This window comes from Pseudochrobactrum lubricantis (assembly GCF_041929865.1).
GTDB lineage: Bacteria > Pseudomonadota > Alphaproteobacteria > Rhizobiales > Rhizobiaceae > Pseudochrobactrum > Pseudochrobactrum saccharolyticum.
In genome coordinates, this window is sequence record NZ_JBHEEE010000003.1 from 240,738 (window position 1) to 265,978 (window position 25,241).

The 25,241-nt window shown below is 51.8% G+C and carries 22 protein-coding genes; 10 read left to right on the top strand and 12 right to left on the bottom strand.

Features of this window, described 5'->3' with window-relative positions:
• Positions 1 to 290 precede the first annotated feature (290 nt).
• The 4 genes from JNC80_RS08255 (at position 291) to JNC80_RS08270 (ending at position 3,240) form a co-directional block, all read left to right on the top strand.
• A complete protein-coding gene (locus JNC80_RS08255) occupies positions 291 to 758 on the top strand; it encodes a RidA family protein (RefSeq protein WP_022712400.1) in 468 nt (155 codons plus the stop codon).
• Between the two features lie 2 nt (positions 759 to 760).
• On the top strand, positions 761 to 1,501 hold the full coding sequence (locus JNC80_RS08260) for a glycerophosphodiester phosphodiesterase (protein ID WP_376710025.1): 741 nt from the start codon (positions 761 to 763) through the stop codon (positions 1,499 to 1,501).
• Between the two features lie 136 nt (positions 1,502 to 1,637).
• Positions 1,638 to 2,807, top strand: a complete 1,170-nt coding sequence (locus tag JNC80_RS08265) for a GNAT family N-acetyltransferase (protein ID WP_376710136.1) — start codon at positions 1,638 to 1,640, stop codon at positions 2,805 to 2,807.
• Between the two features lie 10 nt (positions 2,808 to 2,817).
• A complete protein-coding gene (locus tag JNC80_RS08270; RefSeq protein ID WP_376710026.1) occupies positions 2,818 to 3,240 on the top strand; it encodes an HIT family protein in 423 nt (140 codons plus the stop codon).
• Between the two features lie 30 nt (positions 3,241 to 3,270).
• Here JNC80_RS08270 and JNC80_RS08275 read toward each other — a convergent pair whose 3' ends face one another.
• Together JNC80_RS08275 and JNC80_RS08280 are read right to left on the bottom strand one after the other, a co-directional pair.
• Entirely contained in the window at positions 3,271 to 3,618 is a 348-nt protein-coding gene (locus tag JNC80_RS08275; RefSeq protein WP_225687730.1) for a branched-chain amino acid transport AzlD family protein, read from the bottom strand.
• Positions 3,615 to 4,283: an AzlC family ABC transporter permease gene (locus tag JNC80_RS08280; protein WP_225688412.1), complete on the bottom strand. Its 669-nt coding sequence runs from the start codon at positions 4,281 to 4,283 to the stop codon at positions 3,615 to 3,617. The genes JNC80_RS08275 and JNC80_RS08280 overlap by 4 nt, the downstream gene beginning before the upstream one ends.
• 527 nt (positions 4,284 to 4,810) lie before the next feature.
• On the opposite strand from JNC80_RS08280, the gene scpC reads away from it, so the two are divergent.
• Positions 4,811 to 6,304 carry a succinyl-CoA:acetate CoA-transferase ScpC gene (scpC, locus tag JNC80_RS08285; RefSeq protein ID WP_376710027.1) on the top strand — a complete coding sequence of 498 codons (1,494 nt, stop codon included), beginning with the start codon at positions 4,811 to 4,813 and terminating at the stop codon, positions 6,302 to 6,304.
• A gap of 65 nt (positions 6,305 to 6,369) precedes the next feature.
• Here scpC and clpA read toward each other — a convergent pair whose 3' ends face one another.
• Both clpA and clpS read right to left on the bottom strand, forming a co-directional pair.
• The gene (gene clpA / locus JNC80_RS08290; RefSeq protein WP_376710028.1) at positions 6,370 to 8,829 is read right to left on the bottom strand and encodes an ATP-dependent Clp protease ATP-binding subunit ClpA; all 2,460 of its coding nucleotides are present in this window, start codon (positions 8,827 to 8,829) and stop codon (positions 6,370 to 6,372) included.
• 6 nt (positions 8,830 to 8,835) lie between these two features.
• Positions 8,836 to 9,186 (bottom strand): ATP-dependent Clp protease adapter ClpS, encoded by a 351-nt coding sequence (gene clpS, locus JNC80_RS08295; RefSeq protein ID WP_376710029.1) that lies wholly within the window; start codon positions 9,184 to 9,186, stop codon positions 8,836 to 8,838.
• Between the two features lie 757 nt (positions 9,187 to 9,943).
• On the opposite strand from clpS, the gene JNC80_RS08300 reads away from it, so the two are divergent.
• Positions 9,944 to 11,533 (top strand): D-alanyl-D-alanine carboxypeptidase, encoded by a 1,590-nt coding sequence (locus tag JNC80_RS08300; protein ID WP_376710030.1) that lies wholly within the window; start codon positions 9,944 to 9,946, stop codon positions 11,531 to 11,533.
• 222 nt (positions 11,534 to 11,755) lie between these two features.
• Positions 11,756 to 12,043, top strand: coding sequence for a hypothetical protein (locus JNC80_RS08305; RefSeq protein ID WP_022712411.1), 288 nt, complete (start codon positions 11,756 to 11,758; stop codon positions 12,041 to 12,043).
• 13 nt (positions 12,044 to 12,056) lie between these two features.
• Here JNC80_RS08305 and JNC80_RS08310 read toward each other — a convergent pair whose 3' ends face one another.
• From JNC80_RS08310 to rocF, 3 genes are all read right to left on the bottom strand, one after another.
• On the bottom strand, positions 12,057 to 12,497 hold the full coding sequence (locus JNC80_RS08310; protein ID WP_376710031.1) for a DUF1489 family protein: 441 nt from the start codon (positions 12,495 to 12,497) through the stop codon (positions 12,057 to 12,059).
• Positions 12,498 to 12,600: 103 nt separating this feature from the next.
• Complete coding sequence (ocd, locus tag JNC80_RS08315) at positions 12,601 to 13,668, bottom strand: ornithine cyclodeaminase (RefSeq protein WP_022712413.1); 1,068 nt, start codon at positions 13,666 to 13,668, stop codon at positions 12,601 to 12,603.
• Between the two features lie 103 nt (positions 13,669 to 13,771).
• A complete protein-coding gene (gene rocF, locus JNC80_RS08320; RefSeq protein WP_376710032.1) occupies positions 13,772 to 14,695 on the bottom strand; it encodes an arginase in 924 nt (307 codons plus the stop codon).
• Between the two features lie 172 nt (positions 14,696 to 14,867).
• On the opposite strand from rocF, the gene JNC80_RS08325 reads away from it, so the two are divergent.
• Both JNC80_RS08325 and JNC80_RS08330 read left to right on the top strand, forming a co-directional pair.
• Positions 14,868 to 15,305, top strand: a complete 438-nt coding sequence (locus JNC80_RS08325; protein ID WP_028233989.1) for an Lrp/AsnC family transcriptional regulator — start codon at positions 14,868 to 14,870, stop codon at positions 15,303 to 15,305.
• A gap of 154 nt (positions 15,306 to 15,459) precedes the next feature.
• Positions 15,460 to 17,781 (top strand): TonB-dependent hemoglobin/transferrin/lactoferrin family receptor, encoded by a 2,322-nt coding sequence (locus JNC80_RS08330; protein WP_376710033.1) that lies wholly within the window; start codon positions 15,460 to 15,462, stop codon positions 17,779 to 17,781.
• Between the two features lie 83 nt (positions 17,782 to 17,864).
• Here the strand turns inward: JNC80_RS08330 and kdsA are convergent, their stop codons facing one another.
• The 5 genes from kdsA to tpiA all read right to left on the bottom strand — a co-directional run bounded on the left by kdsA (position 17,865) and on the right by tpiA (position 23,023).
• Positions 17,865 to 18,707: a 3-deoxy-8-phosphooctulonate synthase gene (kdsA, locus tag JNC80_RS08335; protein ID WP_213597632.1), complete on the bottom strand. Its 843-nt coding sequence runs from the start codon at positions 18,705 to 18,707 to the stop codon at positions 17,865 to 17,867.
• A gap of 176 nt (positions 18,708 to 18,883) precedes the next feature.
• A complete protein-coding gene (gene pyrG / locus JNC80_RS08340) occupies positions 18,884 to 20,512 on the bottom strand; it encodes a CTP synthase (RefSeq protein ID WP_022712419.1) in 1,629 nt (542 codons plus the stop codon).
• 359 nt (positions 20,513 to 20,871) lie between these two features.
• Positions 20,872 to 21,522 carry a L,D-transpeptidase gene (locus JNC80_RS08345; RefSeq protein ID WP_122093222.1) on the bottom strand — a complete coding sequence of 217 codons (651 nt, stop codon included), beginning with the start codon at positions 21,520 to 21,522 and terminating at the stop codon, positions 20,872 to 20,874.
• 240 nt (positions 21,523 to 21,762) lie between these two features.
• Positions 21,763 to 22,146, bottom strand: a complete 384-nt coding sequence (gene secG, locus JNC80_RS08350) for a preprotein translocase subunit SecG (RefSeq protein ID WP_022712421.1) — start codon at positions 22,144 to 22,146, stop codon at positions 21,763 to 21,765.
• Between the two features lie 112 nt (positions 22,147 to 22,258).
• Positions 22,259 to 23,023 (bottom strand): triose-phosphate isomerase, encoded by a 765-nt coding sequence (tpiA, locus tag JNC80_RS08355; RefSeq protein WP_376710034.1) that lies wholly within the window; start codon positions 23,021 to 23,023, stop codon positions 22,259 to 22,261.
• A 292-nt stretch (positions 23,024 to 23,315) separates the two neighbouring features.
• On the opposite strand from tpiA, the gene JNC80_RS08360 reads away from it, so the two are divergent.
• On the top strand, positions 23,316 to 25,205 hold the full coding sequence (locus JNC80_RS08360) for a SurA N-terminal domain-containing protein (RefSeq protein WP_376710035.1): 1,890 nt from the start codon (positions 23,316 to 23,318) through the stop codon (positions 25,203 to 25,205).
• Positions 25,206 to 25,241 lie beyond the last annotated feature (36 nt).

A 25,241-nucleotide genomic window follows, 5' to 3' on the forward strand; every position in this document is an offset into this window, starting at 1 on the left:
AATTTATCGCCATGTTAAAATAACTCATGGCGGAAGCGAGGCAAAAATCACAGCTTTTGCTATGCTCCACTGATTCTGTCAGTTTGAACTTTATTTTTGTATATGCATGACACCTAAAACACACAGATCACGCATAAACATTCATCCCAACAATTCAGGGCCGACATTCGGAACCGACAATGAAGGGCAAACTGTTAAAGAATCCCTGCGGAATATAAACCGCCCCAAAATGACCTTATTGTTTGCCGTCCACTCTGATGTGACGATAAAATAAAACCGGAAAGAGCGCCATGACCTCGACAATCGAAACCCGCCTCAAAGATCTCGGCATTTCAATTCCAGAATCCGCAGCACCGGCTGCAGCCTATCTGCCTTTTTCCCAGAGCGGTAATCTGCTGTTCACCTCCGGCCAGCTGCCACTGAAAGACGGCAAGCTCGTTTCCACCGGTCTGGTTGGCCGCGACCTGACCATTGAACAAGCACAGGAAGCTGCAAAATATTGCGCGATCAATGTGCTGTCACAGGCAAAAGCGGCTCTTGGCGGCGATCTTTCCCGCATCAAGCGCATTGTTAAAATCACTGTATTTGTTGCGTCTGTTGTTGATTTCACCGATCAGCACATTGTTGCCAATGGCGGTTCTCAGCTATTCATCGACGTTCTCGGCGATGCAGGCAAACATGCCCGCTCCGCTGTTGGCATGGCTGGTCTGCCGCTGAATGCACCGGTTGAAATCGAAGCCGTGATTGAGGTTGCCTGATTATGAGCGCTGCGCCTCGTGATGAACTGAAATGGCTTACCCGCCGGCCGATTGCCCATCGCGGGTTGCACGATATGAATAAAAAGGTCTGGGAGAATACTCTCCCGGCCTTCAGTGCAGCCATTGCAGGCAATTATGCCATTGAATGTGACGTGCATCTGACCAAAGACGGTGAAGTCATCGTGTTTCATGATGATGTGCTGGATCGCCTTGCCGGCCGCGAAGGCCGCATTTGTGATCTGACACTGGCCGAGGCTCAGTCACTGACCATCGGCACCACACAGGATCACGCTCCGTCGCTTCGCCAGATGCTTGATCTGGTTGCCGGACGCGTGCCGCTGGTTATCGAACTCAAAGGCATTGAAGGTCAGGATGAAGGTCTGGTTGCCGCCGTTGCCAAAGAGCTGAAAACCTATCAGGGCGAAGCGGCGATCATGTCCTTCGACCATCACCTCATCCGCCGTTTCCGCAGCGATGCACCGGGTGTTGTTGCCGGTCTGACGGCAGAAGGTACAAGTGCCGCCGATATGGAAAAGCACTTTGCCATGCTCGCGCATGATGTGGATTTTGTTTCTTACAATTTCCACCATCTGCCAAACCCGTTCATCAGCTTCTTCCGCACCGTGCTCAACCGTCCTGTCATCACATGGACAGTGCGTAGCGCGGAGGAAAAGGCCGTGAGCGACATGCATGCACAGCAGATTACATTTGAAGGCTTTGTACCGGATAGCGTTCTTGCTTGATAAAACAATATCTTACCGGCGCATAATGTGATGCGCCGGTAAAAACCAGGCATGACAAAACGGGTGGGAATGGTTGATTGCTATGCGTGAGGAAGCAGAGGAAGAAACCAGCATTATTTTGCGTAACGTCAGCTCCATGCAGGGTTTCAGCCCTGAGGCATGGGCGCAATTTTCTGAAACCAGCAAACATTCCGCAGCCACGTCCACAGACGGTATTGCTGCGAACAAATCCTATAATCCGTTTCTCTCTTATGCCTATCTTTCCGCGCTGGAAGATTCCGGCTGCGTCGGTGAAAATACCGGCTGGCTGCCCTGCCATATGCGCCTTGAAACACAACAGGGCGTATTGCTGGCCGCAGCTCCTGCCTATCTGAAATCCCATAGTCAGGGTGAATATGTTTTTGACCACGGCTGGGCTGAAGCCTTTGAGCGTGCCGGTGGTCAATATTATCCCAAGCTGCAACTGGGTATTCCGTTCACTCCGGCAACGGGCGCACGCCTGCTGACTACAGAGAATAATCCTGAACTGCGCCGCCTGCTTGCCAGTGCCGTTGCGCAATTCACCAATCAGAACCAGTTGTCATCCGCACATGTAACCTTTGCTGAAGTGCCGGATATTCAGGCTCTGACTGAGACCGGCTTCCTGCATCGCAAGGATCAGCAGTTTCATTTCAAAAACAATGGCTTTCAGGAATATAGTGATTTTCTGGAAGAACTTGTTTCCCGCAAACGTAAAGCCTTAAAGCGCGAACGCCGCGAAGCTCTGAGCAATGGCATTTCCATTGACTGGCTGACCGGCTCCGATCTGACAGAAGACATCTGGGATCAGTTCTACGCATTCTATATGGATACCGGCAGCCGCAAATGGGGGCGTCCATATCTCAACCGTGAATTCTATTCGCTGATCGGCGAGCGCATGGGCGATGATATTGTGCTGATTATGGCCAAGCGCGACGGGCACTATATTGCCGGTGCGATCAATTTCATCGGTGGTGACCGGCTGTTCGGCCGTCACTGGGGCTGTATCGAAGATCACCCGTTTCTGCATTTTGAAGTCTGCTATCATCAGGCAATTGATTATGCGATTGCACATAAATTATCAGTGGTAGAGGCTGGCGCACAGGGTGAACATAAGCTGGCACGCGGCTATGAACCTGTGACCACCCATTCCGCCCATTATATCAGCCATCCCGGCTTTCGTGATGCTGTGGCGCAATATTTGCGCCGCGAGGTCCGCGAAGTCGAAATGAATAACAGCTATTATGCGGAACACAGTCCGTTCCGCAAATTCCATCAATCTGAATAGGGAGCCATCCATGACCACGCCTTATGCCAGCGACAATATTTTCGCCAAGATCCTGCGCGGCGAAATTCCGAGCCATAAAATCTATGAAGATGATGATGTCTATGCATTTATGGATGTGATGCCGCAGGGCAAAGGCCACAGCCTTGTCATCCCGAAACAGGGTTCACGCAACCTTCTCGATGCAGACAGCGCCGTGCTGGCCAAGCTGGCTGCTGCCACGCAGAAAATAGCCGTTGCGGTGAAGAAGGCTTTTGATGCTGATGGTGTAACCGTCATGCAGTTTAACGAACCGGCGGCAGGTCAGACCGTTTTCCATCTGCATTTCCATGTCATTCCGCGTTTTGAAGGCGTTGCCCTGACCGGTCATACCGGCAAGATGGAAGATCAGGCTGTGCTTGCTGAAAACTGTCAGAAGATTATCGCAAGCCTTTAATCTATAAGACTTATATCTCTGCACAGAGCATTATAAAATAAGAAGTCCTGCGAGCAGCAGGGCTTCACCGGTCAGCACACCGACCAGAATACGCTGCCCCGCCAGCAGAAACGCAATGAAGCCAAGAATGGCGGAACCAGCCCGCAGCCACATCGGCGAATTCGCAAGTTCTCCCGTCGGATAGAGAATAAGCTGGGCAATAACGCCCGCCACCAAGGCTGTCGCCACACAGCGCACCAGCACCAGAGCTTGCGAATCCTCGCGCATTTTGCCGCCAACCAACACGCCGAGAAAGCGCCAGATATCCGTCGCCAGCGCACCGGCGATCAGGATGAATAAATATGGCCACCACCATGTATCAAAGCTTGCGAAATTCATGACAGCACTTCTTTCTGAGCCTCTTTCCGGCGCAAATTCTGCACATAGAGATGAAAGCCGAAGGCCATCGCACCACCGGTCAGGCCGGTGAGCAACAGATCATATCCCGGTGCAATGGCATGCATCACCGGAAAGATCAGCAAGCCGCTCAGCAAGGCCGCTTTGCCCGCCTGCTCACGCGATGAGCGCCAGAGCGAAGTGAGAAAATACATCGGTGTCAGCATGAAAAGCGCTGCAAAGAGCAGCGGCGGAAAACTGGCAGAAAGCAGATAAATCAGCGCTACAACAGCCGCATTGGTCAGCACCAGTGTTACACCGATACCGGCAAAATAGCTGGTGCGCAGATCACGGCGAATATGGCGCAACTGTTCCATTGCCATGACCCATGCGGTCACCGCCACAAAATGCGAGAGAAACAGCAAAGTGATCTTGCGCGAACGCGGCCCTTTAAGCTCTGGCAACAAGGCCACAACCATCGGCATCAGACGCACGGAGGACAGTGCCACAGCCAATGCAGCGGCAGCCATTGAGCTTCCAGCAGAGATCGCACCGATCAGAACCACTTTGGCGGGCAGAGCCCAGATCGTCAGCGTCATAAACACTGCCTGCCCCATGGTAATACCGCTCTCAATGGCCAGACCGGAAAAGCCGATAAATGAGCTGATCAGCAGCAGCGCCGGTATGCTGAATATGTTGCGCGCACCACGTCCGAACCATTGCAACCGCTCCGTAAAGGATGAAACGGCATCCGCATTATAGCCATTTGCATTATGATGCGCTTTTAGTAACTGCGGCGCAGACTGGCTTACAGGCGGCTGATGATCTGGCATGGGAAACTATCTTACATATAAATGTCAGCATATATGACATTATTGTTAGACCCAGCCCATGTGCTTTGCAATGCTGTCAAAAGCAGTCATTCGTAACAGGCATGAAGTTCTTATCGTCAAGCCTGTTATGCATAGTCCGTTCAAGACACATGAATGTAAAATCGCGACAGAATGACCTTATCAAAGACAAAGCTGGCAAAAGCCTCCGGTAAGAGATAAGCCCTTTTGGCAGAGCAGTTTACGTTTAGGTTAATCTTCAACTTCTGCTCTTACGCCGATACTGCGTATTAACAGCATACAATACATATGCGACTAACTCTCTGACTCCTCCCTGTCAGAGATCCTTCGAATATAGGTTTCCCATGCTAGAAGATCGTATCCGCAATTCCTCCTTGCAAGATAAAGTTGTGACACCTGCCGAGGCCGCAGCCCTTATCAAAGACGGGATGACAATCGGCATGAGCGGTTTTACCCGTGCCGGCGATGCCAAAGCCGTGCCGGTTGCCATGGCTGCGCAGGCTAAAGACACACCATTCAAAATCACCCTGCTTACCGGTGCATCGCTCGGCCATGATGTCGATAAAATCCTCACCGAAGCCGGTGTACTTGCCCGCCGTATGCCGTTTCAGGTTGACCGCACTTTGCGCGCCGCCATCAACCGCGGTGAAGTGATGTTTATCGACCAGCATCTTTCTGAAACTGTTGAGCAATTGCGCTCCAATCAGATCGGGCCGGTTGATTATGCGGTTATTGAAGCCATTGCCATCAATGAAGACGGCGGTGTGATCCCGACAACCTCTATTGGTAATTCGGCCAGTTTCGCCATTTTGGCAAAGAAAGTGATTGTTGAGATCAATCTCAGCCACTCTCTGGCACTGGAGGGGCTGCATGATGTCTATATTCCGACCAAGCGCCCGTCCCGCGATCCGATTCCGGTTGTGTCCTGTGAAAGCCGCATCGGCACGCCTTATATTCCGATCCCGCCTGAAAAAATCGCAGCGATTGTCATCACGGAACAGTCGGACAGTGCTTCACTGATTGAACCGGCAGACAGCGAAACATCAGCCATTGCCAGACACCTGATTCATTTCTTTGAAAGTGAAGTAGAAAAAGGCCGCCTTGACCTGTCTCTTAACCCGTTGCAGGCCGGTATCGGCACGATTGCCAATGCGGTTCTGACCGGCCTCGTGGACAGTCCCTTCCATCATTTGCGCATGTATAGCGAAGTGTTGCAGGACAGCACATTCGATCTGATGGATGCAGGTAAGCTCAGCTTTGCTTCGGCCTCTTCGATCACACTCAGTCAGGCTTGCGGCGAGCGCGTTTTCGGTAATTTCGACCGCTACAAAGACAAGCTGGTGCTGCGTCCGCAGGAAATCAGCAATCATCCGGAAGTTATCCGCCGCCTTGGTATTATCGGTATCAACACCGCGCTGGAATTCGACATTTACGGCAATGTGAATTCCACCCATGTGGCCGGTACACATATGATGAACGGCATCGGCGGTTCGGGCGACTTTGCACGTAATGCCTTCCTGTCGGTTTTCGTCACCAAATCGGTTGCCAAGAATGGTGCGATTTCCTCAGTCGTGCCGATGGTGCCGCATGTCGACCATACGGAACATGATGTGGATATTCTGGTGACAGAACACGGCCTTGCCGATCTGCGCGGCCTTGCTCCGCGTGAACGCGCATCCGTGATTATCGAGAATTGTGCCCATCCGGATTACCGCCCGCAATTGCGCGACTACTTTGCCCGCGCCTGTGAGCGTGGCGGTCAAACCCCGCATATTCTTGAAGAAGCCATCTCATGGTATGCGTTGAAAGAGAAAACCGGTACGATGTTGAAAAGCTGATCCGGCTTTCAGCACATAGATTTCTCTAATAAAAAAGCGCCCGTTTGAAACGGGCGCTTTTTATTTTATTCCTTCGTTCTTGGAACCTTCGGCACAGAAGCCGATTTACGCTTCGGTTCCGTCGTCTCCGGAGCAGAGCTGCTATCTGCTGCAACTTTGGCCGGTTTCTTTTCCGGCTTGGCTGCAGCTTCCGCAACCTCCTCATCAGGCTGTTCTTTCTGCGGCTTGACCGGCTTGGCCTTCACCACATACATCACCAGACCAGTCTTGCCATCCGGTTTTTCGCCGGTTGTGACTTTGACCGTGCCGCCATTTTTGAGCTTGCCAAACAGCAACTCGTCGGCCAGAGGCTTCTTGATATATTCCTGAATAACACGACCCAGAGGGCGTGCACCCATGCGTTCATCATAGCCCTTGTCAGCCAGCCAGTTGATAGCTTTCTTATCCAGTTCAAAGGTCACGCCGCGATCAGCCAGCTGGGCTTCCAGCTGCATGATGAATTTCTGCACCACTTTATGGATAACAGGAACAGGCAGCGGGCCAAACGGAATAATCGCATCTAAGCGGTTACGGAATTCCGGCGTGAACAGACGGTTGATCGCCTCCATATCGTCGCCTTCGCGACGGGTGGAGCCAAAGCCGATTGCTGCTTTCGCCATATCTGCCGCACCGGCATTGGTGGTCATAATCAGAATGACATTGCGGAAATCAATCTGCTTACCATTGTGATCTGTCAGGCGGCCATGATCCATAACCTGCAACAAAATGTTGAACAGATCCGGATGGGCCTTTTCGATTTCGTCGAGCAGCAACACGCAATGCGGATGCTGGTCCACGCCATCAGTCAGCAGACCACCCTGCTCAAAGCCGACATAACCCGGAGGTGCACCGATCAGGCGCGATACGGTATGACGCTCCATATATTCGGACATGTCGAAACGCAGCAGCTGCACGCCCAATGTGCTGGCAAGCTGTTTGGCAACTTCCGTCTTACCCACACCGGTCGGACCGGAGAACAGATAGGAACCAATCGGCTTATCCGGCTCACGCAGGCCCGCACGCGCCAGTTTGATCGCAGAGCTGAGCGATTCAATCGCCAGTTCCTGACCATAGACCACGCGCTTGAGATCTTTCTCCAGACTGGCAAGCACCTGCTCGTCATCCTTGGAGACAGTCTTCGGCGGGATACGCGCCATGGTCGCCACGGTCGCTTCAATCTCTTTGATGCCGATAACCTTTTTGCGTTTGGCTTCCGGCAGCAGCATCTGGCTGGCACCGCTTTCATCAATCACGTCAATCGCCTTATCCGGCAATTTACGGTCAGTGATATAACGGGCAGACAGTTCTACTGCGGCAGTGATCGCATCATTGGAGAACTTCACTTTATGGAAGTCTTCAAAATAAGGCTTCAGACCGCGCATGATTTCAATGGCATCCGGAATAGTGGGCTCGGCCACATCAATTTTCTGGAAACGACGCACAAGTGCCCTGTCCTTTTCAAAGAACTGGCGGAATTCCTTGTAAGTCGTTGAGCCGATGCAGCGAATCTGACCGGAAGACAAAGCAGGCTTCAGCAGATTGGACGCATCCATTGAGCCGCCGGATGTGGCACCCGCACCGATAACGGTGTGGATTTCATCGATAAACAGCACGGCACCCGGATAATCTTCCAGCTCCTTAACGACCTGCTTCAGACGCTCTTCAAAGTCACCGCGATAACGGGTACCGGCCAGAAGACTGCCCATATCGAGCGAGAAGATCGTATCATTGAGCAGAACTTCCGGCACATCGCCGTCAACAATGCGCTTGGCCAGACCTTCGGCAATCGCGGTTTTACCCACGCCCGGATCACCCACATAAAGCGGGTTATTCTTGGAGCGGCGGCACAGAACCTGAATAGTACGGTTGATTTCGCTTTCGCGTCCAACCAGACGGTCGATTTTACCGGCCTTGGCTTTTTCATTGAGATTGACGCAATAGGCGGTCAGCGCATCAATTTTCTTTTTGCTCTGTTCTTCATTCTCAGGCTGCGCTGAATCTTCAGCACTATGCGCCTTGCCTTCGGTCAGATCATCACTGACACCCGAACGCTTGGAAATACCATGAGAAATATAATTGACCGCATCATAGCGGGTCATTTGCTGTTCCTGCAGGAAATAAGCCGCATGGCTTTCCCGCTCGGCAAAGATTGCGACAAGCACATTGGCGCCGGTCACTTCATCGCGGTTTGACGACTGCACATGGATTACCGAACGCTGAATCACCCGCTGGAAAGCGGCTGTCGGCTTGGAATCCTCATCATAACCGGTCACCAGATTATCCAGCTCGCGGTCGATATAGTCGGTGACAGTCTTTTTAAGCTGCGCAATATCGACATTGCAGGCACGCATAACCGCGCCGGCATCTCTGTCATCAATCAGAGCAAGCAGAAGATGCTCGAGCGTGGCATATTCGTGATGACGTTCATTGGCGATGGTCAGCGCCTGATGAAGTGCTTTTTCAAGGCTTTGGGAGAATGTTGGCATTGTACCTCACTTTTTCTCCATCACGCATTGCAGCGGATGCTGATGTTGACGGGCGAAATCCATCACCTGCGTCACTTTGGTTTCGGCAACTTCATAAGTATAGATACCGCATTCACCGACCCCGTGATTATGGACATGCAACATGATGCGTGTCGCATCTTCACGGTTTTTCTGGAAAAAACGCTCCAGCACATGAATAACGAAGTCCATCGGCGTATAGTCATCATTCAGCAGCAGCACCCTGTACAGGCTTGGCCGTTTTAAGCGGGTTTTCGTCCGCGTAATAACAGCTGTACCATTACCCGGGTCCTTCGGGTCACCATCGTCACTCCCCATCGCAGGAGACTTGGCCTGCATAAAAGGAGTAACCTGTAAAAAATGGTCTGCTGCACACATTCCTGATCGTATCCGTCCTGATCGTATCTGTATTTTCTGAAGTCACGCTGTATGGCGGGAAACCACACATCGTAGACCTATTATGTAGGTTGAAACGCGGCAATGTTAAGCCCCGCAGAACACAAAGCCCGACACGTCCTCATTCACGTCCAGAGTATCGCGCCTGCAGGAAAAAACCAGCATGAAACACATCATTTAAGAAAAGATTTCCGCAAACCGCACAGGGGTAAATTAATTAAGCACGCAAAATTGTCCCCGTTTCTGCATTTTAAATACCAGTCTCAATATCGGCCTGAAGACTGGCAAGTGATTCAACCAAATCACTCTCATCAGGGCCGGTAAATTGCAGCCCGTAATGCCTTAGTCCCTTAGCTCTGATTGTTAACAGTTTCAGGACAGAAGATGCGTTACAAACAGGAAAATACGCTTTTGCAGAGCAAAATTTTCATAAGACTCACATTTTCTTGAAGCTGGCTTGAAAAGAAACACCTCATAAATTTTTTATTTATTAGCAGGTACTTAACACGTTGCAGACAGACCGGATGGCCGTTCTGACATGCCCGCCAGCTAAAAAAGCATCATAAAAATCAAAAAAAGATCATGATTTGCCCGTCTATAAACGGATTGGTAAGGCTGTTGGCAATATGATCACGGAAATGTTCGTGGCGTGTCCTTTGCGCCACACCTGAAAATTGGCAGTCCAGGTAGGTAAGTCACCGTGTATCATGCGTTCCGTCACGCCGCATCCGGCATCAAGATTGCGGCCCGCTCATTGTTAGCAGTAACAATGGCCGGCGCCCTCACTCTTACCATCACGACAGGTTCCGCTCAGGCAGCAAAGAACCCGCGTCATGCCGCGATTGTGATTGATGCCAATACCGGCAAAACCCTGTTTGCAGAAAGCGCAGATGCCAAGCGTTTTCCCGCTTCCCTCACCAAAATGATGACCCTTTATATGGTCTTCGAGGCGATGCAGGCCGGACGCATCAACAAAAACACCAAAATTCCGTTCTCCAAATATGCAGCAACCCGTCCGCCGACAAAAATCGGTGTGCCGGCAGGCCAGACAATCAGCGTTGAAGATGCGATTATGGCGCTGATTACCCGCTCAGCCAATGATGCTGCAGCTGCTCTTGGTGAATATCTCGGCGGTTCCGAGCCACGTTTTGCACAGATGATGACAGCCAAGGCACGTCGTCTCGGCATGCGCTCCACCACATTCCGTAATGCTTCCGGTCTGCCAAACCCGAACCAGCAGACCACTGCCCGCGATATGGCGATTCTCGGTATCGCGCTGCGTCAGCATTACCCGCAATATTACGGCTATTTCGGCCGCTCCAGCTTCCAGTTCCGTGGCCGCACGATCAATGGTCACAACCGTCTGCTCGGCCGCGTTGAAGGCGTTGACGGCATTAAAACCGGCTATGTAAACGCATCCGGCTATAATCTTGTCACTTCCGTCAACCGTGACGGCCGTCGCATCGTCGCCGTTGTAATGGGCGGCAGCAGTGGTGCATCGCGTGACGCAGCAATGACCCGCCTTATTCAGGCGCATCTGCCAAAAGCAACACCATCGCGTCGTGGCAGTGATGCCCTGCTGATTGCCCGCAATGATGCACCTGCAGGCCCTGCAGTTGCGGCTGAACCATCTCCTCTGCCGCGTGCGGTTCCGCTGCCGGCTGAACGTGCCGACCAGCCGGTTCTGGTTGCTGATGCTTCCGGCTCCGCAGGCAGCGCACAGGATGCAATCAGCGCAGTAATCGCCCGTCAGAAGCCGGTTCCTGCCCAGCAGCCTGAAATGCTGGCTCTGGCAGCACCGACACCGCGTCCTTCCGCTCCGGTATCTTCCCAGCTTGTGGCTATTCCAACGCCTAAAGCATCGATCCCGAATGTTGATCCGGTTACCACAGCTTCCGCCAATACAGCTGCTTCCCGTATGGGTCTGGCACCAAAGCCTGTTGCTGCTGTGCGCAATGAACCGATTGCTGTACCGCAGGAAAATACCCGCCAGCAGCAGCCGCAACAGACTGCCGTTGCCATGGCCGCCGCAGCTGATGTTTCCGGTGCATGGGCTATTCAGATCGGCTCCCTGCCGAGCGAAAATCAGGCACAGGAAATGCTGAATAAAGCCGCCCAGCAGGCAGGCAGCACCCTGCGTGCAACCTCCCCGATGACTGAGACTTTCAACAAGGGTAACAACACATTCTACCGTGCACGTTTTGTTGGTTTTGACACCAAAACTGCCGCATGGGATGCCTGTGCTGCCCTGAAGAAAAAGAACTTCAGCTGCTATGCAATTGCGCGCTAATGCGCGCGGTTCGCACCGTTTAGAGCATAATTTCTTAAATTTGAATCAGTTTAAGTTAAAACTATGCTCTAATTTCAAAGTGTTAGAGCGACCTTTATGCACCCAATGGGGCGCATGGCGCTCTAAGACCTTAATATCCGATATTATCCGGCTTTGTGTTTCGCCGGTATAGTTCAGGCAGGCCATCTGCAAACCCAATGAGTATTGTGTAAAGGGTTTACAATGTCGAATATGCTCAATCTGTTTGGTTTCACCAATGTTGATCCGGTGGAATCCGACTCACAAAAGCCAGGCAAAACCACTTTGCTCAGCGTCCACGCCCTGCGTAGTGCTGCTGCCCGTCTTGCCGATCTGCGCGCTGACGGCGCATCCCTGAATACGCGTGAATTTGTAGGGCTTCTGGTCTGCAATGCACAGCGCAGCCGTCGTATCAGCCTGCCGGAAGCATCCCTGCGCATTGCGACAGGCAATGTAAACGGACGCACAGCAATCCGCCTTAAACTGCGCTGATATTGTTTATTGATTAAATAAGACCCAGCGCCGCCAGTTCGCGGCGCAGCTCCACAGGCAAAGCCTGCATACCGCCGCCCGTTCCGGCTCTGTCATCCTGCGGCACTTCTTCATCCGCAATATAACGCCAGCCCTGAAACGCTCTGCGTGGCTGCCAGACAGTCGGGATCACTTTCGGTTCCAGCACCAGATGACAACGGCCGATACCGTCTTCACCGGTAAATGTGCGCACTTCCAGCAAACGCTGACGCGCCTGAATATTGCCCTTGATCACCCAATAGAGTGAACCACCGTCAAGCAGCTCTGCCTGTCGTTTCGGTACCATTCGTGTTGTATGAAACTGCTCCGGCACCACGCCGTTTGCACGGCATTCCTCAAGGCGGAAATCAATCCACGCTGCCAGATCTTCAAGGGAATCACATCCCACACAGAGTTTTACAAGATGCAGAGCCATGAGCGGCAATTACTCCGTTGTTTTAGCGATGTCCAGCATTCAGCGATTGCACAAACAAAAACGGGCAGGATTGCTCCTGCCCGTCTCTCAGATATTTTACGAATTAAGCTGCTTCGCCTGCAAGCTTCTTTTCGCAGCGCAGCAACATGCCGAACAGGTCGCGCGGCTCATCCGGATCTGCCAGCAGATCGAGATTTTCATAGAGACCTGTGGATTTCAGCTTGTCATGAATATAGCGCAGTGCCGAGAAATCTTCGGTCGCAAAACCAACCGAGTCAAACAGGGTGATCTGGTTCTGGTCACGGCGACCCGGAACAGTACCGTTCATCACCTGCCACATTTCGATAACCGGATGATCGGCATCGAGCTGCTGGATTTCGCCCTCAATACGGGTCTGCGGCGGATATTCAACGAAGATATCGGAGCGCAGCAGAATGTCTTTGTGCATTTCTGTCTTGCCCGGGCAGTCACCGCCAACGCCGTTGATGTGAATGCCGCTACCAATCATATTGTCGGTCAGGATCGTGGCATTCTGCTTGTCTGCGGTCACAGTGGTGATGATCTGAGCGCCCTGCGCTGCATCTTCCGCACTGGTGCAGGTGACGATTTCAAAACCGAATCCTGCAAGATTCTGCTTGCACTTTTCAGTGGCAGACGGATCAATATCATAGAGACGCAGGGACTTAATGCCGAGCAGCGCCTTGAATGCCAGCGCCTGAAACTCGGACTGTGCACCATTGCCGATGATCGCCATGGTCTGCGCATTTTCCGGTGCCAGATATTTGGCAACAACGGCTGAAGTCGCAGCAGTGCGCAGCGCTGTCAGAATGGTCATTTCGGTCAACAGCATCGGATAGCCGGTATCCACATCGGACAGCATGCCGAATGCAGCAACGGTCTGCAGACCGTCTTTCATGTTCTTCGGGTGGCCGTTGACATATTTAAAGCCGTAAAGCGCACCGTCACTGGTCGGCATCAGCTCAATCACGCCGTCATGGGAGTGGGAAGCAACACGCGGGGTCTTGTCGAATTTTTCCCAACGCAGAAAATCTTCTTCCACATAGGCAGAGAGTTCTTTCAGGAATTCTTCAATACCGACTTTCAGAACCAGCTTCATCATGTGGTCAACACTGACAAATGGTACGAGGTTCAAAGTTGTTCTGTCACGCATCAGGTTTTCTCCCTCCGGTCTTGCCGGAACCTGTTAAACTAAGAAAAGCGCTTCATGCCCATCAGGAACAATTGAAGCGCTTTGGTTGTAAATCTTGTCAGCTTTATGCAAAGCTGCGGGTCGGACGATCCATCACGCTGCGCCCCATAAGGCTGGCGATCAGATCGACCATCAGGAAGGCTGTACGACCACGTTCATCAAGGAACGGATTGAGTTCGACCGCCTCAAAACTTGTCACCAGCTCGCTGTCATGAAGCATTTCCATAATCAGATGGGCTTCACGGAATGTCGCGCCGCCCGGAACTGTGGTGCCAACGGCCGGTGCGATATTCGGATCAAGGAAATCCACATCAAGGCTGACATGCAGCAGGCCATTGGCTTCCTCAACGCGCTTCAGGAAGCGGTTGAGCAGTGCAACAACGCCGTGCTCGTCAATCATACGCATGTCATTGACAGTCACTTCAGTCTTGCGGATCGCTGTACGTTCTGCCGGATCAACCGAGCGGATACCAATCATGCAGACATTGGCCGGATCAACCGGAGCCAGCACTTCAGGGAAAGTGCCTTCAAAACCCTTCTGGCCGGTATAATAGGCCACAGGCGTGCCATGCAGATTGCCGCTTGTGGTGGTTTCCAGCGTGTGGAAATCCGTGTGGGCATCAAGCCACAGCACAAAAAGCGGACGTCCCTGCTCTTTGGCGCGACGGCTCAGACCGCAAACCGTTCCGGCAGCCAAAGCGTGATCGCCGCCGAGGAAAATCGGGAAACCATCAGCACTGGCGTCATAGGCAGCTTTATCCAGCGCCTCAATCCATGCCACGATTTCCGGCAGATTTTTCAGAACCGGATTGGAATGGGTCAGATTGCGTTTTGCAGACGGTTCCACATTGCCCAGATCGGTAACATCATGACCCAGCTCTTCCAGAGCCTGTGTCAGTCCGGCGGCGCGAAACGCGCTCGGCCCCATTTCGCAGCCCATACGTCCGGTTCCGTCCTGCACAGGTGCACCAATCAGCTTACAATGCATATATGTTCCTCACGACTGTAAATTGTCTGCCGCCATGACTGCAAAGCGCAATCAGAGCGGTGATTTTCCGGTATAAAACCACGAAACATTGGCAGAGTGGACAGAGAAGATTGGCAAATCTCCACAGATGCTTTATCAGATTGCGCAGTTAAATGAACAAAATGGTAACACAGTGGACGAACTCGACCAGAAACTCATCACCCTGCTCCGTCATAATGCACGCCGCAGCATCTCTGATCTCGCCCTTGATGCTGGTGTCTCACGTGCCACTGCCCGTGCCCGTCTGGAGCGTCTGGAAAAAGACGGCCATATTCTCGGCTATACAGTTATTCTGCGTGCGGACACTGTTGAGCAGGCTGTTCGCGGCATTATGATGATCGAAATTGAAGGCCATGTGACAGAACGCGTGGTGAAAGCGCTGGGCGGCTTCTCCGAGATTTCAGAAATTCACACCACCAATGGCCGCTGGGATCTGATTGCCGAAATCAATGCCGATACGTTGAGCGACCTCGACAGTGTGCTGCGTCGTGTCCGTCTGGTTCCGGGCATTACCAATAGCGAAACCAATCTGTTGCTGGCCACACCGCGCAGTACCAGAGCACGGCTGTAACCACACAGACACAGTATCAATCCGATCTTTGATTAAATATGATTAATTTACTCAATTATTAAATTACATATTTGCAAAATACGATAAATCCTCCTATGGCAGCGCATATCTATTAACAAAGCTTAAACAACCATCCTCCCAAGGAGTTGCGCTGATGTCTGCTTATGCTGCTGGTGGTTCTGCCACCGGTGCACGCAATTTTTCATGCCTGCATAAATTTTCACTTTTCTTTCTTACAACAACGGTTTTAAGCACTGCTGCATTTCTGAACCTTACGCCTGCGGCTCTCGCCCAAACGGCACAGCCCAAAAAACAAACGGAAAAACAGCAGGCGGATAATGCATGCGGCACATTACAGCTGAACACAATTACTGTCGGCACCGGCACAGTCGGCTCCGGCAGCTACGGCACAGATGCCCCGAATATTGTCACCATCGACCGCGAGACGATTGACCGTGTTCAGGCTGCCAGCCTGCCGGAACTGGTAAAACAGACACCGGGAGTGACCATGCTCGGCGGTGTGCGTATTCAGGGTCAGAGCATTGCCATTCGCGGTTTCGCCCGTCAGACCGATGTGCGTATTGTCATGGACGGCGCGCAGAAGAATTTCGAGCGCTACGATCAGGGAACCGTCTTTATCGAGCCGGAATTGCTTAAAAGCGTTGAGATCGAAAAAGGCGCGACTTCCATCAAATATGGGAATGGCGGTTTCGGCGGCACTATCAAGATGGAAACCAAAGACGCAGCCGATATGTTGCGCGAAGGTGAGAACTGGGGTCTCTGGTCCAAGACCGGCTATCAGACAGCCAATAAAGGCTGGGTACAGAGCGGCGCTATTTATGGCCGCACAAATTATAGCGGCATCAATTTTGACGGTCTTGCAGCCGCCACATGGCGCAAGACTGAGGACATGCGTATCGGCGGAGGTGAGCGTTATAATTTCTCCGACAGCAAGCTCACATCCTTCTCTGCCAAAGGCAGTGCCAGCGCTGACGGCCATGAGCTGAAAGCGACTGCAAGCTACGGCATGAGCGAGAACTGGGGTCCGCCCGCAGCTATTCGCGGACAGGTTGAACCGATTGGCAGTGATGTCAAAAAATACGGTTATTATGAAGCGATCCGCCGCCGCCTCGCCTGGCGCGATCTGAAAGATTTCAGCTCATCCGTTGAGCATAAATTTTCCGGTGACAGCGATCTGGTCAATACGCGCCTGATGGTGAGTTATGCCTTTACATCGCTTTATGCCGAGCGCCCTGATGGTGTGAGCACGTCTGCATCGCTTGGCGGCAAGTGGAACGAATCCAAATATTCCGACCTGCGGATCGAAGCGGAAAACACATCCAATTTCACGCTTGGCGGTTTTAATCACAGCCTGAATTACGGCATTCAGCTACAGCGTCACAACCGTGATATTGTCATGTATGCCGATACTTACAAAAATAATGCCAATTACAATTACGGCTATTTTGCTCCGTATAATATGCCTGAAGGCAAGCAGGAAACTTTCAGCGCTTTTGTGATTGATAAGATTGCCCTGACCGATCAGCTGACCATTATTCCGGGTCTGCGTTATGATTATGTGCGATCAACAGGCAAGCCTAACGCAGCAAAGACCTATAATAATCCTGCTGCCGGTCATGATTACAGCGCAGTCAGCCATGACGGCCTGACACCGGGTCTGAGCATGACCTATGACGCAACCTCAAATCTCCGTCTGTTTGCTGATTGGGCCTATGCAATGCGTATGCCGAATATTGATGAGCTCTACTCCACACAAAGTGCCAGCAGCAGCCTGCCACGCACCAGCCGTGACCTTGAAGTGGAACGCAACAACAACTTCCAGATTGGCGTTGAAACCATTCACAACCAGCTTTTCACCAGTGATGATCAGCTGAAAGTGCGGGCAACAGCTTATTATAACCATGTTACCAATCCGATTAACCGGCGCTTTGGTACTAAAAACATGCCTGAAAAACGCGGAGATGGTGACACTTACTGGAACATGCCGTCCTACTACTCTGCCGGTATCGAGATTTCAGCCCATTACGACACAACTTATATGTTTGCCGATGCGGCCTTCTCTACAATGCATGGCAGCCGTCATGGTGCGCTGAATAATATCTATGGCTATAACACCTATCTCAAAGATCTGGCACCGGCGACACTGGTGACAACGCTGGTCTGGAAAGTACCTGATTATGATCTGACGCTGGGCTGGACAGGGACTTTTGTCGCCAGACAGTCCAAGACACCGCATAATCAGAATGGCGGCGAATATGCCCGCCCTGAAAGCGCAGGCTATGGTATCCATGATCTGTTTCTGACATGGGCACCGCAAAGCGGTATGATGAAAGATACCAAGCTGGATATCGGTCTCGACAATATTTTTGACAAGAAATACGAACCTTATCTGAGCGACGGCATTACCGCCATGCCTGGCCGTAATTTCAAAGTCAGCCTTAGCAAGAAGTTCTGAGACACAAAAAAGCCCCGCATAATGCGGGGCTTTTTATTGGGTAATTATCTCAGAGAGTTTTTGCTAATTGGCAACCGGCAAGATCAAAGGGATTTTGCCAGTTTGTCGAAAGCCATCAGCGTTTCGAGCAGACGCGGCATATCTTTCAAAGGCACCATATTCGGGCCGTCGGAAGGCGCATTGTCCGGATCCTGATGCGTCTCAATGAAAACACCGGCAACGCCGACCGCGACCGATGCACGGGCGAGTGTTTCAACAAATTCACGCTGACCGCCGGTGCTGCCACCCTGACCGCCCGGTTGCTGAACCGAATGAGTCGCGTCAAAAATTACCGGTGCGCCAAGACCCGCCATAATCGGCAAGGAACGCATATCCGACACGAGTGTATTATAGCCGAAAGATGCACCACGCTCGGTCAGCATCACATTCGGATTGCCGCTCTCCACGACTTTGGCCATGACATTTTTCATGTCCCAAGGTGCCAGAAACTGACCTTTCTTGATATTGACCACACGGCCGGTATTAGCCGCAGCAATCAGCAGATCAGTCTGACGGCAGAGGAATGCCGGAATCTGCAACACATCAACAACTTCACCGACAACAGCGCATTGTTCTTCAGTATGCACGTCCGTCAGTACCGGAAAGCCGAAGTCTTTTTTAAGATCAGCAAAAACTTCCAGAGCCTTTTCGAGGCCGATACCGCGCTGACCTTTCAGCGAAGTACGATTGGCTTTGTCGAAGCTCGATTTATAAACCAGACCAATGCCGAGCTTATCTGTCATTTCTTTCAAGGCACCAGCCATATCATAGGCGTGTTCACGGCTTTCCATCTGGCACGGGCCGGCAATGATCGACAATGCGCCCTTGTTGGAAAACACTACATTGCCTGACGGCGCCTTAACCTCAACAACAGGATTGGCAGTCATATCTGTTCCTCAAAATTGAAAAGTACCTGACTTTTCCCAATAAATAATGGCGCAGGTAAATTTGCGCAGAAAACCGCAGCGCGGTTTCATTTTCAGCATATGGACATTGCAAACCGCAATATCCAGTCCTTTTGATAAAAGCAAAACGGGCACTGTTAAAGTGCCCGCTTCAGATCTTAAACCAGACGGCTCTGAGTGACCGCTGCCTCGATAAAGGAAGCAAACAGCGGATGCGGCTCAAACGGACGCGATTTCAGCTCCGGATGATACTGCACACCAATGAACCACGGATGATCAGCATATTCGATGGTTTCCGGCAGAACACCGTCAGGTGACAGGCCGGAGAAGGTCAGACCGGCTTTTTCAAGCTTTTCCATGTAGTCAATATTGACTTCATAGCGGTGACGATGACGCTCATGAATATCTGTCGAGCCATAAATATCAGCAATACGGGTGCCGCTTTTCAGCATGGATTCATAAGAACCCAGACGCATCGTACCGCCGAGATCACCGGACGCAGAACGCTTCTCCAGCATATTGCCTTTGAGCCATTCCGTCATCAGACCGACAACCGGTTCCTTCGCAGGACCGAATTCTGTAGAAGAAGCATCTTTGATACCGGCAAGATTACGCGCGGCTTCAATACATGCCATCTGCATACCGAAGCAGATACCGAAGTAAGGAACTTTATGCTCACGGGCAAATTTTGCCGCGAGAATTTTGCCCTCGGCACCACGCTCGCCAAAGCCGCCCGGCACCAGAATGCCGTGAACTTTTTCGAGATAAGGTGCAGCGTCTTCGCTCTCGAACACTTCCGCTTCGATCCAGTCGAGATTGACTTTCACACGGTTGGCAATGCCGCCATGGGTCAGAGCTTCGATCAGCGATTTATAGGCTTCTTTCAGGCCGGTATATTTACCGACAACTGCAATAGTAACCTCACCTTCCGGATTATGGATACGGTTGGCAATTTCTTCCCAGCGTTCCATCTGCGGCTTTGGTGCCGGTTCAATGCCGAAAGCAGCCAGAACTTCTGAATCCAGTCCCTCATTATGATAAGCCATCGGCACATCATAAATCGACTTAACATCCAGCGCCTGAATAACCGCGCTCGGGCGGACATTACAGAACAGCGAAAGCTTCTTGCGCTCGGATTCCGGAATTTCACGATCCGCACGGATCAGCAGAACATCCGGTGCAATACCGATAGAACGCAGTTCTTTCACCGAATGCTGTGTCGGCTTGGTTTTCAGCTCACCCGCTGCCGGAATATACGGCATCAATGTCAGGTGAATATAAACGGCTGTGTTGCGCGGCAATTCGTTGCCGAGCTGACGGATGGCTTCCAGAAACGGCATTGCTTCGATATCGCCGACTGTGCCGCCGATTTCGCAAAGCACGAAATCATAATCTTCATTACCTTCCGTAATGAAGTTTTTGATCTCATCCGTTACATGCGGAATGACCTGAACCGTCGCACCGAGATAATCGCCGCGGCGTTCTTTCTCGATGATGTTCTGGTAGATGCGGCCGGTAGTGATATTGTCCTGCTTTGTCGCAGAACGACCGGTGAAACGCTCATAATGACCGAGGTCAAGATCGGTTTCCGCACCGTCATCGGTCACAAATACCTCACCATGCTGGTAAGGAGACATCGTGCCCGGATCAATGTTGAGATAAGGGTCGAGCTTTCTGATCCGCACGCGGTAACCACGTGCCTGAAGAAGAGCCGCCAGTGCTGCTGCAGCTATGCCTTTTCCAAGGGAAGAGACCACGCCGCCTGTGATGAATACATATCGCGCCATGGGCTTATGTCGTTAGACTCTCCTGATTGATTCCGCCACTAAAAAATGACTTTCGTAACGGATTTTTCATTATTCTTAACATTTAACCGTCAAATCCATGAGGGATTTTTTGGTAAAACCCAATTTCACGCAACAACACCACCGTAAGGAATTTTCCTGACAGTGCGGAAATTACAAAACCTGCGTTGAAAACGCGCTACGGAAATCTGCTCCGCAGCTCTGAGCAAACAGATAGTGCTTCGACAAACAAATTGCCACTGCTTATTCGCTTGTCCTGAAAAACTTTTTGTAAAACTAAATTTACTTCACAAAAACGCAAAAAGCCGGCCTGAGCCGGCTTTTGTTTTATGTCGGCATAATCAGAGAACGACGACAGTCGCTCCAAGATTTACACGCTCATAGAGTTCCATGACATCTTCATTGGTCATACGGAAGCAGCCATTTGAAGCCGAGCTGCCGATTGTCCAAGGCTGTACCGTGCCGTGAATACGGATATAGGTGTCTTTATTGCCCTGAAACAGGTAGAGCGCGCGTGAACCCAGCGGGTTACCCAGACCACCGTCCATACCGTTTTTGAAACGGCCGTAATGTTCAGGGCTGCGCTTGACCATGTCTGCGGTCGGAATCCAGCGCGGCCATTCCCGCTTCGCGTTGATCGTGCCGCTGCCTTTGAATTCCAGACCGACTTTACCGACAGCAATACCGTAACGGCGGGCTGTGGTTGGTGTTTCTACCAGATAAAGGAAATATTTTGCCGGATCGACAACGATTGTCCCTACCGGATAACCCGAGAAGGCAACTGTCTGTGCCTGATATCTCGGATCAATATTATATTTGCCTTTGGCAGCCTTCTGGGTTGTGGCTTTCTTCTTCTCCGGCTTGGCGGCTTTAGCCGTCGTATCCGTTGATGCGGCCGCAGCAGCCGTCTGGGCGGCAGCCTGACCGGTGAGAGCGGAGAAACTTAAGCACAAACCGGCAAAACCGGCGATGAGAACACGGGATGAAATCATGGGGCTTTCTCAAAACACTCTTTTATGTCTCATCAGCACGATGAGCCGAAGATGAGGTGTAAACAGGTTGCTTGCTGATAGGCCAAACTCACTGATCTCTCAACGGGCAATATGTTACCCACAAGCTAATCCCGTCGTCTATGGCAAGCCTGCAACACTTTTATTGCAAAACCTTTAAAATAAAAAAGCCTCCGCGAAGGAGGCTTTTTATCATTCGTAAATCCGGCATAAATCCGGCTCTTACTGGGAGCTCGGAACCGGGCTTGCAGGTGCGGCAGGCTGTGCCGGTGTGCTTTCCGGTGTTGTTGTACCACCGCCAAGCTGATCCAGAATACCGTTGCCGCCTGCAGGTGCAGTCTGTGAGCTGCCGGCAGGGATACGATTGAGAATATCTGTCGGACGTTCGCCGTTCATAGCGATAATGCCCAGAAGCAGCGAAGTTGCAAAGAAACCTGCACCCAGAATTGCAGTTGTGCGGGTCAGAGCATTGGCTGCACCGCGCGCAGTCATGAAACCTGAACCACCACCGATACCAAGACCACCACCTTCGGAGCGCTGAATCAACACAACGCCGACAAGTGCGAGAACGATCAGGAGATGTATAACAATAAGAACGGTTTGCATGGGTTTCCGGACTGCTTTCTTATAGGAGTAGAAACGGCTTTCTACACGGATTTATCCGACAATCCAACCCCCTGCAACCGAATGCTTGCAAGGGATTGATATTTATTCAAATTCAGAGCACGCGATAGGCGTCGCAAATTGCGAGGAAATCTGTGGCTTTCAGGCTGGCACCGCCGACAAGCGCGCCATCCACATCAGCAACACCGAGCAATTCAACAGCATTATTCGGCTTGACCGAACCACCATAGAGCAGACGCAGATGCGCGCCTTTGGTACCGAAACGCTCAATCAGCTTCGAGCGGATGAAAGCATGTACAGTGCGCACATCCGAAACGGTTGGTGTCAGACCGGTGCCGATTGCCCAGACAGGCTCATAGGCAACAACGGTATTTTCCGGTGTCACACCTTCAGGCAGCGAATCTGCAATCTGCTGACCAACGATTTCGAGTGTCTGATCGGCCTGCTTCTGTTCAGCGGTTTCGCCAACGCAGACGATCGTAGTCAGGCCGGCTTTCCAAGCGGCCTGTACTTTGGCGCAAACGGCTTCACTGGTCTCATGATGATCTGTGCGGCGCTCGGAATGACCGAGGATCACATGGCTTGCGCCTGCTTCTTTCAGCATCAGTGCAGAAATATCACCGGTATGCGCGCCTGATTCTGCTGCATGGCAATCCTGACCGCCAACGCCGATAGCATCGGTTTCCGGTGTAGCCGCAGCACGCGAAATAAGAGTGGAAGGTACGCAGATCACCACATCGAACTTGCGGCCGATATCCGTGCTGAGATTGGCAGCGATTGCGCGCAGTTCACCCAGCTGTTCGCCGGTGCCGTTCATCTTCCAGTTACCCGCAACAAGCGGACGTATTTCCGGGGTCATTACACCCTCCTCACCAATGATTTCAGCCGCATTGCATAGCGGCTTCTGACACGGCCTCGCCGGTTTAGACCGGTGCGGCAGAGCCGGTTCGTGCCCAAAACTGAAACCGCTCTAGCAAATTCAGACCTGAAAGCAAATCCCCAAACGCATCGCTCAACATGGCTTTAACGGCAATAATGCCACAATTCTTTTCGTTCTTAGTGCCCTGAAGGCAGGTTTCCGTTTGACTGCATTATCATCGGCGGCTATCCCCTTATTTAACAAAGTGAGTTTACTCCACAAAGGTACTTCTATGCTTGACAGCTTGCGCACTGCATCCAAATCATGGGTCTCGAAATTCTTTCTCGGTCTTCTCGTCCTCTCTTTTGCCGCATGGGGTATCGCAGATGTGTTCCGTGAAGGTTTCAGCGGCAATGCTGTTCTGGAAGCCGGAGGCTCATCCGTATCGCCGACTGAATATCGTCTGGCCTATGACCGTCAGGTGATTGCTGTTTCCAACCAGCTGCGTCAGCAGCTGACCCGCGATCAGGCTAAAGCGCTCGGTATACCGTCACAGGTAACCGGCCAGCTGGTTGCAGGCGTTCTGCTTGATGAACAGGCGCGTCAGATGGGACTGGGCATGTCGAAAGATCACCTCGCCCGCCTCACCGGTGAAGATCAGGCATTTCTGGATTCCAGCGGCCGCTTCTCCAATAACCAGTTTAACGCAGTGCTGCGTCAGGCCGGTATGAGCGCACAGGACTATTTCAACAGCCGCACCAAATATGCGCTGCGTCAGCAGATCGTTGAAGCTGTGTCAGACGGCATGAGCGCACCGGACACATTGTTCAAGGCGCTGGCGCTTTATGACGGTGAAAGCCGCACGGTTGATTACATTACCCTAACTCAGGAAAAAGCCGACACAATCGCGACACCTGATGATGCTGAACTGAAAAAATGGTATGATGGGCATCTCGGCAATTACCGCGCACCGGAATATCGCAAAGTCAGCTATGTGCCGCTTGAAGCGCAGGACATTGTCAACGAAGCCGATGTTATGCCGGAAGAGATTCAGGAATATTACAAAAAGAACATTGCCCGTTTCTCGACTGAAGAAAAGCGTACTCTTGAACAGCTGAATTTCGCCAATGAAGAGGAAGCAAAAGCGGCTTCGGATAAAATCAAGTCCGGCACCAGCTTTGCTGATCTCGTTACCCAGAGCGGCAAAAAGCCAGAAGATGTTAAACTCGGAACATTTGTAAAAGGCGATTTGCCGGATGCAGTGATTGCTGATGCGGCTTTCGCTCTGCCTGCCAATGGCACAAGCGATGTTGTAAAAGGCGCATTCGGCCCTGTACTGCTGCATGTCAGCGCAATTGAGCCTGCAGCTGTGAAAACAGAAGCAGAAGTTGCACCGGAAATCCGCAAAACTCTGGCTCTGACACAGGCGCTGACCTCATTGAATGCGGTTCATGACTCGTTTGAAGAAGAACGCGGTAATGGCGCAACATTGGCGCAGGCTGCTGAAAAGCTGAAGCTCAAAGTTAAAACTGTTGAAGCTGTTGATGTGAACGGCAATGCTCCGGACGGTAAGCCGGTTGCCGATCTGCCGCAGCTGCCTTCCTTCCTGACTTCTGTTTACCAGTCGGATCAGGGCATTGATAATGATGCACTGCCAACCCCGACCCGTGGCTATATCTGGTATCAGCTGGATGGCGTGACACCTGCCCGCGACAAAACATTTGATGAAGTCAAAGATCAGGTTGCAGCCGAGTGGAAACAGGATGAAGCAGCAAAGCGCCTGACAGCCAAAGCTGAAGAGCTGCGTAAGCGTCTTGAAGCCGGTGAAACTCTGGATGTTCTTGCTCAGGAAGCCGGCGTTGAAAAACAGACCAAACGCGGCCTGACCCGTACTGCTACAGATTCTGAACTGGCCGAGGCTGCGGTTGCGCAGATCTTCGGCGGCGCGGACAATCTCACAGGCGTTGCAAGCGGCATTAATAAAGAAACCCAGATCCTGTTCAAAGTGATTGAGACAACTGAGCCTGCCGGTGTCAGCGCGGAAAGCCTGCCTCAGGGCACACGCGATGCGATTTCCTCACGCATTGGCGACGACCTGCTGGAACAGCTCGTCGGCCGTCTGCAGAGCGAATATCCGGTTAAAATCAATCAGACCCTGATGGATCAGGCTCTTTCCTTCTAACGCCTTCTCACCTTTGAAGGCAGGCGGAGCCTCACT

Bases quoted from the DNA above. Each gene is read 5' to 3' on its own strand.
- ocd (WP_022712413.1), bottom strand. From the start codon at position 13,668: ATGCGTGACAGAACAACTTTGAACCTCGTACCATTTGTCAGTGTTGAC.
- JNC80_RS08275 (WP_225687730.1), bottom strand. From the start codon at position 3,618: ATGAATTTCGCAAGCTTTGATACATGGTGGTGGCCATATTTATTCATC.
- JNC80_RS08260 (WP_376710025.1), top strand. From the start codon at position 761: ATGAGCGCTGCGCCTCGTGATGAACTGAAATGGCTTACCCGCCGGCCG.
- JNC80_RS08330 (WP_376710033.1), top strand. From the start codon at position 15,460: ATGTCTGCTTATGCTGCTGGTGGTTCTGCCACCGGTGCACGCAATTTT.
- JNC80_RS08310 (WP_376710031.1), bottom strand. From the start codon at position 12,497: ATGGCTCTGCATCTTGTAAAACTCTGTGTGGGATGTGATTCCCTTGAA.
- JNC80_RS08360 (WP_376710035.1), top strand. From the start codon at position 23,316: ATGCTTGACAGCTTGCGCACTGCATCCAAATCATGGGTCTCGAAATTC.
- JNC80_RS08305 (WP_022712411.1), top strand. From the start codon at position 11,756: ATGTCGAATATGCTCAATCTGTTTGGTTTCACCAATGTTGATCCGGTG.
- kdsA (WP_213597632.1), bottom strand. From the start codon at position 18,707: ATGACTGCCAATCCTGTTGTTGAGGTTAAGGCGCCGTCAGGCAATGTA.
- clpS (WP_376710029.1), bottom strand. From the start codon at position 9,186: ATGCAGGCCAAGTCTCCTGCGATGGGGAGTGACGATGGTGACCCGAAG.
- secG (WP_022712421.1), bottom strand. From the start codon at position 22,146: ATGCAAACCGTTCTTATTGTTATACATCTCCTGATCGTTCTCGCACTT.
- tpiA (WP_376710034.1), bottom strand. From the start codon at position 23,023: ATGACCCCGGAAATACGTCCGCTTGTTGCGGGTAACTGGAAGATGAAC.
- rocF (WP_376710032.1), bottom strand. From the start codon at position 14,695: ATGCATTGTAAGCTGATTGGTGCACCTGTGCAGGACGGAACCGGACGT.
- JNC80_RS08345 (WP_122093222.1), bottom strand. From the start codon at position 21,522: ATGATTTCATCCCGTGTTCTCATCGCCGGTTTTGCCGGTTTGTGCTTA.
- pyrG (WP_022712419.1), bottom strand. From the start codon at position 20,512: ATGGCGCGATATGTATTCATCACAGGCGGCGTGGTCTCTTCCCTTGGA.
- JNC80_RS08265 (WP_376710136.1), top strand. From the start codon at position 1,638: ATGCAGGGTTTCAGCCCTGAGGCATGGGCGCAATTTTCTGAAACCAGC.
- JNC80_RS08255 (WP_022712400.1), top strand. From the start codon at position 291: ATGACCTCGACAATCGAAACCCGCCTCAAAGATCTCGGCATTTCAATT.
- clpA (WP_376710028.1), bottom strand. From the start codon at position 8,829: ATGCCAACATTCTCCCAAAGCCTTGAAAAAGCACTTCATCAGGCGCTG.
- JNC80_RS08270 (WP_376710026.1), top strand. From the start codon at position 2,818: ATGACCACGCCTTATGCCAGCGACAATATTTTCGCCAAGATCCTGCGC.
- scpC (WP_376710027.1), top strand. From the start codon at position 4,811: ATGCTAGAAGATCGTATCCGCAATTCCTCCTTGCAAGATAAAGTTGTG.